This is a genomic window from Micromonospora sp. DT233, assembly GCF_049841815.1.
GTDB lineage: Bacteria > Actinomycetota > Actinomycetes > Mycobacteriales > Micromonosporaceae > Micromonospora.
In genome coordinates, this window is record NZ_JBNCLB010000004.1 from 32,447 (window position 1) to 44,583 (window position 12,137).

General features: G+C 75.1%; 9 protein-coding genes. 7 read left to right on the forward strand and 2 right to left on the reverse strand.

Going from position 1 to position 12,137, the window contains the following annotated elements; translation table 11 throughout:
• The first annotated feature begins 72 nt into the window (after window positions 1-72).
• Window positions 73-843 (forward strand): type 1 glutamine amidotransferase, encoded by a 771-nt coding sequence (locus ACLQ2V_RS11350; RefSeq protein ID WP_425718385.1) that lies wholly within the window; start codon window positions 73-75, stop codon window positions 841-843.
• Between the two features lie 2 nt (window positions 844-845).
• A complete protein-coding gene (locus tag ACLQ2V_RS11355; RefSeq protein ID WP_425718386.1) occupies window positions 846-3,962 on the forward strand; it encodes a bifunctional [glutamine synthetase] adenylyltransferase/[glutamine synthetase]-adenylyl-L-tyrosine phosphorylase in 3,117 nt (1,038 codons plus the stop codon).
• Window positions 3,963-4,030: 68 nt separating this feature from the next.
• On the opposite strand, the gene ACLQ2V_RS11360 is transcribed toward ACLQ2V_RS11355, so the two are convergent.
• Window positions 4,031-5,614, reverse strand: a complete 1,584-nt coding sequence (locus ACLQ2V_RS11360; RefSeq protein ID WP_425718387.1) for a hypothetical protein — start codon at window positions 5,612-5,614, stop codon at window positions 4,031-4,033.
• 44 nt (window positions 5,615-5,658) lie between these two features.
• On the opposite strand from ACLQ2V_RS11360, the gene mptB (ACLQ2V_RS11365) reads away from it, so the two are divergent.
• The 4 genes from mptB (ACLQ2V_RS11365) to ACLQ2V_RS11380 all read left to right on the forward strand — a co-directional run bounded on the left by mptB (ACLQ2V_RS11365) (window position 5,659) and on the right by ACLQ2V_RS11380 (window position 9,893).
• The gene (gene mptB, locus ACLQ2V_RS11365) at window positions 5,659-7,074 is read left to right on the forward strand and encodes a polyprenol phosphomannose-dependent alpha 1,6 mannosyltransferase MptB (protein ID WP_425718388.1); all 1,416 of its coding nucleotides are present in this window, start codon (window positions 5,659-5,661) and stop codon (window positions 7,072-7,074) included.
• 84 nt (window positions 7,075-7,158) lie between these two features.
• A complete protein-coding gene (gene mptB, locus ACLQ2V_RS11370; protein WP_425718819.1) occupies window positions 7,159-8,745 on the forward strand; it encodes a polyprenol phosphomannose-dependent alpha 1,6 mannosyltransferase MptB in 1,587 nt (528 codons plus the stop codon).
• 306 nt (window positions 8,746-9,051) lie between these two features.
• A complete protein-coding gene (locus ACLQ2V_RS11375) occupies window positions 9,052-9,414 on the forward strand; it encodes an ArsR/SmtB family transcription factor (RefSeq protein ID WP_425718389.1) in 363 nt (120 codons plus the stop codon).
• A 14-nt stretch (window positions 9,415-9,428) separates the two neighbouring features.
• Window positions 9,429-9,893, forward strand: coding sequence for an SRPBCC family protein (locus tag ACLQ2V_RS11380; RefSeq protein WP_425718390.1), 465 nt, complete (start codon window positions 9,429-9,431; stop codon window positions 9,891-9,893).
• Window positions 9,894-10,029: 136 nt separating this feature from the next.
• On the opposite strand, the gene glnA is transcribed toward ACLQ2V_RS11380, so the two are convergent.
• Complete coding sequence (glnA, locus tag ACLQ2V_RS11385) at window positions 10,030-11,454, reverse strand: type I glutamate--ammonia ligase (RefSeq protein ID WP_425718391.1); 1,425 nt, start codon at window positions 11,452-11,454, stop codon at window positions 10,030-10,032.
• A gap of 253 nt (window positions 11,455-11,707) precedes the next feature.
• On the opposite strand from glnA, the gene ACLQ2V_RS11390 reads away from it, so the two are divergent.
• Window positions 11,708-12,124 (forward strand): RDD family protein, encoded by a 417-nt coding sequence (locus ACLQ2V_RS11390; RefSeq protein WP_425718392.1) that lies wholly within the window; start codon window positions 11,708-11,710, stop codon window positions 12,122-12,124.
• Window positions 12,125-12,137: the final 13 nt, after the last annotated feature.

A 12,137-nucleotide genomic window follows, 5' to 3' on the forward strand; every position in this document is an offset into this window, starting at 1 on the left:
CATGCCGCCGGTGCCCGACGCGGCGGCGAGGGGTTCCCGACCGGGGTCGACGTACCGGATAGCCTCGACGGCGTGGCGACCGCACTGGTGATCGAGAACGACCCGTCCGACGACCCCCGCCGGCTGGGGGAGTGGCTGGTGGAGGGGGGCCTTGAGCTGCGGGTGCTGCGCCCGTACGCCGGGGAGGAGCTGCCCGCCGACCTCGACGGGTACGTGGCCCTGGTGGTGCTCGGCGGCGAGCAGCAGCCGTACCCGCTGCCCGACGGCAGCCCCGCGGAGCCCTGGTTCCCGCAGCTGGAGGGGCTGCTGCGCAAGGCGGTCCGGCACCGGGTGCCCACCCTCGGCATCTGCCTGGGCGCGCAGCTGCTGGCCACCGCGCACGCCGGCCTGGTCGAGCGGAGCGCCTCCGGGCCCGAGGTCGGCCCGACGGTGGTCGGCAAGCGGGACGCCGCCGACAACGACCCGCTGTTCCGGTACGTGCCGCTGATGCCCGACGTGTTCCAGTGGCACACCGACGAGATCACCGAGCTGCCGCACGGGGCGACCCTGCTGGCCGCCTCCACCCGCTACCCGCACCAGGCGTTCCGCCTCGGCGACCGGGCCTGGGGGTTGCAGTTCCACATCGAGTGCGACACCGCGATGATCGCCGACTGGGCCGCCGACTCGCGCCTCGTCGCCGAGCTGGGGTACGACCCGGAGCTGGTCGTCGCCGCCTGCGCCCGGGTGATGCCCGACGTCGAGGAGGTGTGGCAGCCCTTCGCGATCCGCTTCGCCGACCTCGCCCTCGGCAACCTGGGCGGCGAGGAGAGCTTCCGGCGCGACCTTCCGCTGCTGGGGCAGTGAGCATGATCAGCAGAGCGGCGCGGGGCCGGCTGGCCCGCTACGGCTTCGGCGTCGCCGACGACGACAACGGCTCCCGCGCCGCCGACCTGCTCGGCCCGGCCGGGCTGGGCCTGTGGCGGTCGCAGGAGCAGGAGCCGGTCGACGAGCCGGCCGCCGAGCTGCTGGGCGCGCTCTCCCGGGCCGCCGACCCGGACCTGGCCCTGCGCCAGCTGCACCGCCTGGTGGAGGCCGAGCAACGCACCGCCGCCCGCACCGGCAACCCCGCCGGGACGCCGGGGCGGGCCGTGGACGCCGGGCCGGCCGGGAACGCCCCCGCCGCGCCCGCCGGTTTCGCCAAGTCGGCGTTGTTGGGCGCGCTGCACGCCGACCCGGGGCTGCGGCGGCGGCTGGTGGCGGTGCTCGGCGCGTCGTCGGCGCTCGGCGACCACCTGGTGGCCAACCCCGGCCAGTGGCCGGTGCTCGCCACCGCCCCCGACGGGCTCGCCCCCGCCGCCGAGGGCCGGCTCGACCTGGCCTCCGCCGCCCGCCACAGCGCGTCGACCCAGCCGATCGCGGTGCTGCGCCAGGCGTACCGGCTGGCCCTGCTGCGGATCGCGGCGGCCGACCTGACCGCCGGGCGGGCCCTGGAGCAGACGATGGCCGCGCTCTCCGCGCTCGCCGACGCCACCCTCGGCGCGGCGTACGACATCGCGGTGGGGGAGCTGCCCGACGGCGTCGCCCGGCCCCGCCTGGCCGTGGTGGCGATGGGCAAGTGCGGCGGCAACGAGCTGAACTACGTCTCCGACGTCGACGTGATCTTCGTCTGCGCCGACGACGACGAGCTGCCGGCGGCCACCACGATCGCCACCCGGCTGATCCACATCTGCGGGCTGGTGGCCTGGCCGGTCGACGCCGCGCTGCGGCCCGAGGGCAGCCGGGGCCCGCTGGTGCGCACCCTGGCCAGCCACCTGGCGTACTACCGGCGCTGGGCGCGCACCTGGGAGTTCCAGGCGCTGCTCAAGGCCCGCCCGGCGGCCGGCGACCTGGCGCTGGGCCAGGAGTGGATCGACCAGCTCGCCCCGCTGGTCTGGCGGGCCGCCGAACGCCCCGAGGCGGTCTCCGACGTGCGCGCGATGCGCCGCCGGATCATCGACAACATCCCGCCGAAGGAGCTGGAACGCGAGATCAAGCGCGGCCCCGGCGGGCTGCGCGACATCGAGTTCGCCGTCCAGCTGCTGCAACTGGTGCACGGCCGGGGCGACGAGGCGCTGCGTACCCCCGGCACCATTCCCGCCCTGCGGGCGCTGGTCGCCGGCGGCTACGTCGGCCGGGCCGACGGCGAGGCGCTGCTGCGCGGGTACCGCTTCCTGCGCGGCATCGAGCACCGGCTCCAGCTCCAGGGCCTGCGCCGCACCCACACCGTGCCCACCGAGCCGGCCGGGCTGCGCTGGCTCGCCGCCGCCCTCGGCTACACGGCCACCCCCGGCCGCAGCGCCGTCGAGGAGTTCCGCGCCGAGTGGGTCACCCACTCCGCCGAGGTACGCCGACTGCACGCCAAGCTGCTGTACCGGCCACTGCTGGAGTCGGTGGCCCGGGTTCCCGCCGACGGGTTGCGGCTCACCCCCGAGGCGGCCCGGCACCGGCTGGAGATCCTCGGCTTCGCCGACCCCGCCGGGGCGCTGCGTCACCTCCAGGCCCTCACCGGCGGGGTGAGCCGCACCGCGGCCATCCAACGCACCCTGCTGCCGGTGCTGCTCAGCGAGTTCGCCGACGCCCCCGAACCGGACCGGGGGCTGCTCAACTACCGCAAGGTCTCCGACACGCTGGGCAGCACCCCCTGGTACCTGCGGCTGCTGCGCGACTCCGGCCCGGTGGCCCGCCGGCTGGCCCGGGTGCTCTCCTCCTCCCGGTACGCCGCCGACCTGCTGGCCCGCGAGCCGGAGGCGCTGCGGCTGCTGGCCGAGGAGAACGAGCTGACCCCGCGCCGCCGCGAGGTGCTCTGCGAGGGCTTCGCCGCGGCGGCGACCCGGCACCCGGACCCGGTCGAGGCGACCCGCGCGGTCCGCGCGCTGCGCCGCCGCGAGCTGGTCCGGATCGCCTGCGCCGACGTGCTCAGCCGCGCCGGGTCCCTCGCGCCCAGCCCGACCCGCCCCGCCCCGGGCGGCCCCCTGCCGAGCCTGGCCGACATCGCCGCCGTCGGCGAGGCCCTGGCCGGAGTCACCGACGCCACCCTCGCCGCCGCGCTGCGCGCCGTCCGGGCCGCCAAACCGGGCCGGCCCGGCCTGCGGTTCGCGGTGATCGGCATGGGCCGGCTCGGCGGGTACGAGTCGAACTACCTCTCCGACGCCGACGTGCTCTTCGTCTACGACGCGCCCGCCGGGGTGGACGACGGCGCGGCCAGCGCCGCCGCCCACGCCATCGCCGAGGAACTGCGCCGACAGCTCTCCGCCCCGGCGCCCGACCCGCCGCTGGGCGTCGACGCCGACCTGCGCCCGGAGGGCCGCCAAGGTCCCCTGGTGCGCAGCCTCGCCGCCTACGCGCAGTACTACGCCCGCTGGTCGAAGGTGTGGGAGGCGCAGGCGCTGCTGCGCGCCCGGTTCGTCTGCGGCGACGCCGACCTGGGCGCGGAGTTCGAGGCGTTGGTCGACCCGATCCGCTACCCGGCCGACGGGCTGAACCGGGAACAGATCGTCGAGATCCGTCGGATCAAGGCGCGGGTGGAGACCGAGCGGCTGCCCCGGGGCGCGGACCCGGCCACCCACACCAAGCTGGGCCGGGGCGGGCTCGCCGACGTCGAGTGGGCGGTGCAGCTGCTCCAGCTCCGGCACGCCGGGCGGGTCCCGGCGCTGCGCGGCACGCGTACCCTCGACGCCCTTGCGGCGGCGGCCGACGCCGGCCTGGTCGACCCGGCGGACGCCGCCGCGATGACCGCCGGCTGGACCCTGGCCGCGCAGGTCCGCAACGCGCTGATGCTGGTCCGGGGCCGGGACGGCGACCAGCTGCCCCGGCACGGCGTGGAGCTGGCCGGGGTGGTCCGGCTGCTCGGCGGCGACGACCCCGGCGAGTTCCTCGACGAGTACCTGCGCACCTGCCGCCGCTCCCGCACCGCGATGCAGCACGTCCTCGACGCCGGGCCCTGAGCGGCGACGCCGGGCCCTGAGCGGCGACGCCGGGCCCTGGGCGGCGACGCCGGGGCCCGGCGGGGCGGTCAGCCGGTGACGCGGTAGGTGCCCGGCCCCGGCACCGTCACCACCGCCCACGCGCCGTCGCGGCCGAGCCGCGCCCCGCCGTCGACCCGCAGCCAGCGGCTGTGCCGCACCCGCAGCCGGATCGCGCCGGGACCCGCCGCGCGCACCGTCAGCGCGGCGTCGTCCTGCCCGACCAGCTCGCCCGGGGGGAACACCAGCGGGGTCGGCTCGGCCACCGCGTAGAGCCGCCAGTGCGCATCCGACCAGACCTCGGTGAGGTACGGCAGGCCGGAGCCGACCAGCGCCGCCTCCGCGCGCCCCACCCAGGACAGGTCGGCGTCGGGCACCGCGACGTACTGCACGGCGTACTCGGCCAGCCAGGCCCGGTAGCTGGCGGCGGTCAGCGGCACACCCGTGCCGGCGGCCCCCGGCACGGCGGTGAAGAAGAGCGGGTTGCGGGCGATGTCGGCCTGCCGCAGCCAACCCCGGGCCAGCGGCACGTCGAGCAGGGCCGACTCCCAGTAGTTCGTGGTCGGCGGCACCTCCACCCGACCGGTCAGCCCGCCCCGGGCCAGCTCGGCGCGCAACGGCGCGAAGTAGCCCGGCGCGCTGGTCGGGTCGCCCACGCTGCGCAGGTCGGCGGGGACCGCCGGGGGCAGCCACCAGCAGACGGCCGCCAGCAACGCCGCCAGGGCGGTGCCGGCGACCCCGCCCCGGCGCAGCGCGGCCGGCAGCCGCCCGGTGGCCCACCGGGGCGGCCGGGCGGCGGCGGCCAGCACCGGCAGCGCGAACATCACCACCAACCGGGTGGCGTTCAGCCCGACCGGCGTGTGCACCAGCGCGGCCAGCAGCACCCCGGCCGCCGAGAGCAGCGCGCCGACCCGGACCGGCCGGTACGCCACCAGCGCGGCCACCAGCAGGCTGGCGAGCACCGCCCGCACCGTGTCGGTGCGGCTGATGTTCATCCAGCCGCCGTCGCCGAACGCCAGCCCGGTCACGGCCAGCGGGACCGCCGCGCCGACGCCCAGCAGCAGCCCGTCGGCGTACCGGCGGGTCAGCAGCAGCGCGGCCCCGGCGAGCCCGACGAAGAGGCCGGCGACCGGGCTGGTCGCCGAGGCCAGCAGCGCCGCCGCGACGGCCAGCCCGACCCGCAGCCGGCGGCGCCCCGGCGGGCCGTGCGCGGGCAGGGTCAGCGCGAGCAGCGCGGCGAGCCCGAACGCCACGCCCAGGCCGTAGGTGACCCGGCCGGAGACCAGGTTGCCGGCGATGGTGACCACCCCGACCAGGCCGCCGAGCAGCGGGCGGGGTGCATCGGTGCGCACCAGCAGCGCGGCGAGGGCCGCCGTCGCCCCCAGCAGCGCGAGGACACCGGTCACCCGGACGCCGAGGACGGCCATCACCGGCGGGGAGACCAGGCTGTAGCCGAAGGGCTGGACGCCGGCGTACCACCCCAGGTCGACCAGGGCGGGACCGTGCGCGGCGAAGAAGTCGGCGCGGGCCACCTGCGCCGAGAGGTCGGAGCCCATCCTCGGCAGGAGCAGGTACCCCACGCCCAGGACGGCAGCAAAGCCGGTGGACACCGCCACCACCGCACCGCGTCGCATGCCCACCTCCGTACCGCTGCCACCGTACTGGCAGCATGACGGGCGTGCCTCACCACCTTGCCCGCTGGACCGGACTGGCCGGTTCCCTGCTGCTCGCCGTGTCCGCGTTCCTCGGCGGCGCGTTCCGGACCGGAGATCTACGCCCCACCCCGGTCAGCATCTGGCAGGGGCCCAACGGGTCGCTGATCATCGCGACCTGGCTGCTCGGCACCGCCCTGATGGCGTGGGCCTGGTGGTCGCTGCGGGACGGGGTGCCGTCCGCGCGCTGGGCGCTGCTCACCGTCGGGCTCTGGCTGCTGCCGCTGCTCTTCGTCCCGCCGATGGCCAGCCGCGACGTGTACGCGTACTCGTGCCAGGGGGCGAGCTTCGCCAACGGGATCAGCCCGTACGAGCAGGGGGTCTCCGCGCTGCCCTGCCCGTGGCTGGACTCCATCTCCTACATCTGGCGGGACACCCCGGCCCCGTACGGGCCGCTGTTCGTGGTGCTCGCCGGGGCGGTGGTGAAGGCCACCGGTTCGCTGACCGCCGCCGTTGTCGCGTTCCGGCTGCTCGCGGTCGCCGGGGTGGCGCTGACCGCCGCCTGCCTGCCGGCGCTGGCCCGCCGCTGCGGGGTCCCCGTCGGCCGGGCGCTCTGGCTGGCGCTGGCCAGCCCGCTCATCGGGGTGCACCTGATCGCCGGCATGCACAACGACGCGCTGATGGTCGGCCTGCTGGTCGCCGGCCTGGCCGTGGTGGCCGCCCGCCCCGGCCGGCCCGGCCCGCTGCTGGCCGGGGGAGTGCTGCTCGGCCTCGGCGTATCCATCAAGATCACCGGAATGGTGGTGATCCCGTTCGCCGCGCTGGCCGCGATGGGCGGGCCCTACCGGTTCCGGTCGCTGCTGCGCGACGGCGGCCCGGTGGTCGTCGGCGCCGTCGCCGCCGTGGTGGGGGTCACCGTCGCCGGCGGGCTGGACTTCGGCTGGATCGGCGGCCTGGAGAGCGGGGGCGACGTGGTCGCCTGGACCTCGCCGTCGACCGCCGTCGGGCAGACCGTCGGCTACCTGGCCCTCGTCTTCGGCCTGCACGTCGACGCGCTGCCGGTGACCCGGGCCATCGGCGTGGTCGCGTTGGCCGTGCTGCTGGTCTGGCTGTGGTGGCGGGCCCGGACCCGGGACCCGTTCTTCTACGCCGGGCTGGCGCTGGCCGCCACCGTCGCGCTCTCCCCGATCGTGCACCCCTGGTACTGGATCTGGCCGCTCACGGTGCTCGCCGCCACCGCCCGCAACACGACGTGGTTCGCCGCGGTGGCGCTGGTGGGGTCGTTCCTGGTGCTGCCGGACGGCACCGGCCTGGCCCGGTTCACCAAGCTGCCCGGTGCGCCGCTGATGACGCTGTTGGTGATCTGGGTGGTCGTGTGGTTGGTACGGTCGGCGAGGGCCGACCGCGCGCCGGCCCCCGCCGCCGCGGCGACAACCGACTAGAACAGGGGTACGCCGGTGCCAGTTCCCGGCGACCCGTCGACGCCCGTTTCCGGCGACCCGTCGACGCCCACCCGCTGGCGGGCCCTGCTCGCTGCTGGCGCGCGGCGGGACCGGCCCCTTCCTGCTCGCCGCCGGGCCGCGCTCGCCCGCTGGGCCGGGCTGCTCGGCGCGGTGCTGCTCACCGTCGCCGGCTGGCTCGGCGGGGCGCTGCCCGAGATCACCGACGGCGGCCCGGTGGCCATCTGGCGGGGCCCGCACGGGCCTGCGGTGCTGGGCTGCTGGTCGGCCGGCACCGGGCTGATGGTCGGGGCGTGGTGGGCGCTGCGCCGGGGCGCCCCGTCGACCGGGTGGGCGTACCGCACCGTCGGGCTCTGGCTGGCGCCGCTGCTGGCCGCGCCGCCGCTGGGCAGCCGCGACGTCTACTCGTACGCCTGCCAGGGCTGGTCGTACGCGCACGGGCGCGACCCGTACCAGGTCTCCGTGGCGGCGGCCGGCTGCCCGTGGCTGGACTCGGTCGCCCCGATCTGGCGGGACACCCCCGCGCCGTACGGGCCGCTGTTCGTGCTGCTGGCCGCCCTCGCGGTGACCGTCGGCGGCGGGCTGGTCGGCGCGATCACGCTGCTACGCCTGTACGCCTTGGCCGGAGTGGCGCTGACCGCGCTCTGCCTGCCGGGGCTGGCCCGCGCCGCCGGCGTACCGCCCCGGCGGGCCGCCTGGCTGGCGCTGGGCGCGCCGCTGGTCGGCGTACACCTGGTGGCCGGCGCGCACAACGACGCGGTGGCGCTCGGCGCGCTGCTGCTGGCGCTGCTGGTGCTGGTTCGCCGCCCCGACGGGCCACGCCCGCCGCTCGGGTCGGCGGGGGTGCCGCCGCTGGGTCCGGCCGGGGCGCTGCTCGGGCTGGCCGGGGTGCTGCTCGGGCTGGCCGTGGCGGTGAAGGCGACCGCCGTGGTGGTGCTGCCGTTCGCGGCGCTGCTCGCCGTGCGCGGCCGGTACACCTGGCGGGCGCTGCTGTGGGCCGGCGGCTGGCTGGCCGGCGGTGCGGCGGTGGCGCTGCTGGCGGCCTCGCTGGCCTCCGGGCTGGGCCTGGGTTGGGTAGCCGGGCTGGCCCGCAGCGGCGACACCAGGCAGTGGACCTCGCCGCCGACCGCTGTCGGCCTCGTCGCCGACTACGCGGGGGAGCTGGCCGGCCGGCGGCCGGATGCCGTGCCGGTGGCCCGCTTGGTCGGCCTGCTGCTGCTCGCGGCGACGCTGGTGGCCCTGTGGTGGTGGGCCTGGCGGTCGCTGCGCCGCCTGGACGAGCGTGCCCCTTCGGCACTCTCCCCGGCTGCGCCCCCATCTATCCGGTCGATGGCGCGGCGCCGGGTGGCCCTGGTGGGGGCGGGTCTGGCGCTGGCCGCCACCGTCGTCCTCGCCCCGGTCTTCCACCCCTGGTACGCGATCTGGCCGCTGACCCTGCTGGCCGTCTCGGTCACCGGCCTGGCCCGAACCACCTGGTTCGTGCTGCCCAGCGCCGTCGCGGCGGTCCTGACCCTGCCGGACGGCACCAACCTGGCCCGGTTCGCCAAGGCCCCCGGCGCGGTCGCGATGACGGCACTGATCCTCGTGCTGGCGGTGTCGGCCGTCCGAGCGCGCCGGCCGGGCCGAGCGGCCGGGCCAGGGGCAGCCAAGTGATGAGGGGCCGGCCGGAGTTCCCGGGTGACCCGTCGGGCGGCGATGACCGCAACCCTGAAGCGTGACCGGCACGGCACCCCCCGGTCGATCATGGAGTTGTGGTGCCCCGAGTATGGGTATTCGTCGCGTTTCTGCCCCGCCACAACTCCATGATCGACGAGGCGTTGGCTAGGCGGCGGTGGGGAGAGGGAACCGGCGTCGCGGTCCGTGGCGAGATGAGGGGCCGCATGAAGCGGAAGCGCTTGACGGGTCGCACCCCGAGCTCTATGTTTAGCCAGTAGGTTAATTAACGAGGTGGTTAAGAACGTGGCTACCGATCGACTCAGCGTCATCTTCGCGGCGCTGGCGGACCCGACCCGCCGAGCGATCCTTGCCCGGCTGGCCGAGGGGGATGCCACGGTGAACGAACTGGCCGAGCCGTTCTCGATCAGCCTCCCGGCGATCTCCCGGCACCTGAAGGTGCTCGAGCAGGCGGGCCTGATCACCCGGAGCCGGTCCGCCCAGTGGCGCTCCAGCAGCCTCAATCCGGAGCCGCTGCGGGAGGCCACGGCGTGGATGGATCGGTACCGGCAGTTCTGGGACGCGAACTTCGACCGGCTCGACGCGCACCTGCGGCGGATGCGGCAGGCACAGGCGACGACACCCACCGACGACGAGAGCAAGCAGTGAGAGAGGACGACACCATGACCGAGACCGCAGCCACCGAGATGCTGGTCATCACCCGGATCTTCGACGCGCCGCGCGAGCTGGTCTACCGGGCCTTCACCGACCCCGACCAGTTCGCCGCGTGGTTCGGCCCGGTGGGCTGGTCGGTGCCCCGGGAGACCGTCAGCATCGACGCCCGCGCCGGCGGCCGACAGAGCTTCACGATGGTCAACGACGCCGACCCCAGCCTCACCTCCCCGGCCGACGGCACGTTCGTGGAGGTGGTGGAGAACGAATTGCTCGTCGCCCACGAGGAGGTGCACGACTTCCCCGGCATCCCCGACGGCACGGTGATGGAGATGCGCATCGAGCTGCACGACGAGGGCGACGGCAAGACCCGCCTCGTGCTGCGGCAGGGCCCGTACCCGGTGGAGATCGAGACGGACGCGCGGCAGGGCTGGGGCAGTTCCTTCGGCAAGCTGGACGCCCTGCTCGCGGGGTGAACGGGGGCGGCCGTCCCACCCGCCCAGGCCAGCCGGGCCGAGGCGGGCGGGACGCCGGCAGCAAGCGGCCGGGCCGGCCCCGCGTGGTGCGGAGCCGGCCCGGCCGGTGCGTGCAGGTGCGTGCCGACGGCGAGGGTCAGCAGTCGTAGTACATCGCGAACTCGTGCGGGGTCGGGCGCAGGCGCACCGGGTCGACCTCGTTGGCCCGCTTCCAGCCCACCCAGGTGGAGATCAGGTCCGGCGTGAAGACGCCGCCGTCGAGCAGGTAGTCGTGGTCGGCCTCGAGCGCGTCGAGCACCTCGGGCAGCGAGCCCGGCACCTGCTTGACGTCGCCCCACTCCTCCGGGGGCAGGTCGTACAGGTCCTTGTCGATCGGCGTCGGCGGCTCGATCTTGCTCTTGATGCCGTCCAGGCCGGCCATCATCATCGCCGAGAAGGCGAGGTACGGGTTGCTCGACGGGTCGGGCACCCGGAACTCGACGCGCTTGGCCTTGGGGTTGCTGCCGGTCACCGGGATGCGGGTGCAGGCGGAGCGGTTGCGCTGCGAGTAGACCAGGTTGACCGGCGCCTCGAAGCCCGCGACCAGACGACGGTACGAGTTGACCGTCGGGTTGGTGAACGCCAGCAGCGACGGGGCGTGGTGCAGCAGACCGCCGATGTACCAGCGGGCCGTGTCCGACAGGCCGGCGTAGCCGGTCTCGTCGTAGAACAGCGGCTCACCGTTGAGCCAGAGGCTCTGGTGGGTGTGCATGCCCGAGCCGTTGTCGCCGAAGAGCGGCTTCGGCATGAACGTGGCGGTCTTGCCGTTGGCCCACGCCTCGTTCTTGATCAGGTACTTGAAGAGCTGGAGCTGGTCGGCCGACTGCAGCAGCGTGGAGAACTTGTAGTTGATCTCCGACTGGCCGGCGGTGCCGACCTCGTGGTGCGAGCGCTCCACGGTGAAGCCGGCGTCGAGCAGGCGACGGACCATGCCGTCGCGCAGGTCGGCGTAGTGGTCCACCGGCGGGACCGGGAAGTAGCCGCCCTTGTACGCGGTCTTGTAGCCGCGGTTGCCGCCGACCTCCTCGCGGCCCGTGTTCCAGGCGCCCTCGACCGAGTCGATGTAGTAGAACGACTGGTGCGCCGAGGTCTCGTGGCGGATCGAGTCGAAGATGTAGAACTCGGCCTCGGCGCCGAAGTACGCGGTGTCGGCGATGCCGCTCGCGGCGAGGTACGCCTCGGCCTTCTTCGCCACGTTGCGCGGGTCCCGGGAGTACGCCTCGCGGGTGAACGGGTCGTGCACGAAGAAGTTCAGCGCGAGGGTCTTCTGTGCGCGGAACGGGTCGACGAAGGCGCTTGCGACGTCCGGGAGCAGGAGCATGTCCGACTCGTGGATCGACTGGAAGCCACGGATCGACGAACCGTCGAAGGCGAGGCCGTCGTTGAAGACGCTGTCGTCGAAGGACTCCACCGGCAGGTTGAAGTGCTGCATTACGCCGGGCAGGTCACAGAACCGAACGTCGACGAACTTCACGTCCTCGTTCTTGAGGTATCGCAGGAGTTCCTCGGGATTGGCGAACACACGTCCTCCTGGCACGTCCACGGGTGGCTGGCTCCTGGCGACGCTATGACCGCGCGGTTGCCCGGCCGTATCTTGACTGTTTCCGTCGTGTTACGTCGCTCGCGCTGCGTCATCTTCGCCGGTCAGTCGCCATCCGATGTCCGTTCGGACGATACCCCCCCGACGCGACTCATCGCAGATTACCGCCTTTGGCCTGATTCGCCGGAGGGTGCCGATCCGGCCGGCGCACCACCACTGACTACGCTTTGCATCCGTGACCACGCCGCAGCTTCCCGCCCCACCCGCCACCGACGCCGGCTTCGTCCCGCCCAGCGTGGGCCGCCGCTTCGGTGCCCTGGTGATCGACTGGGTGCTCTGCCTGCTGGTGTCGTACTTCTTCGCCGACCCGGTCCGCGACGGCTGGGCCCCGGTCGTGGTGCTGATCGCCGAGTACGGCTTCTTCCTCGGGCTCTTCGCCCAGACCCCCGGCATGTACATCACCCGGATCCGCTGCCTGTCCTGGGCCGACGGGGGCCGCATCGGCCTGGTCCGGGCGCTGCTGCGCGGCGCGCTGCTGGCCCTGGTGGTGCCGGCCCTGATCATGGACGGGCACCGCCGGGGCCTGCACGACCGCCTCACCGGCTCGGTGATCGCCCCGGTCCCCGCCCCGACCGCCGACCAGGGCCGGTAGCGCCCGCCCCGAG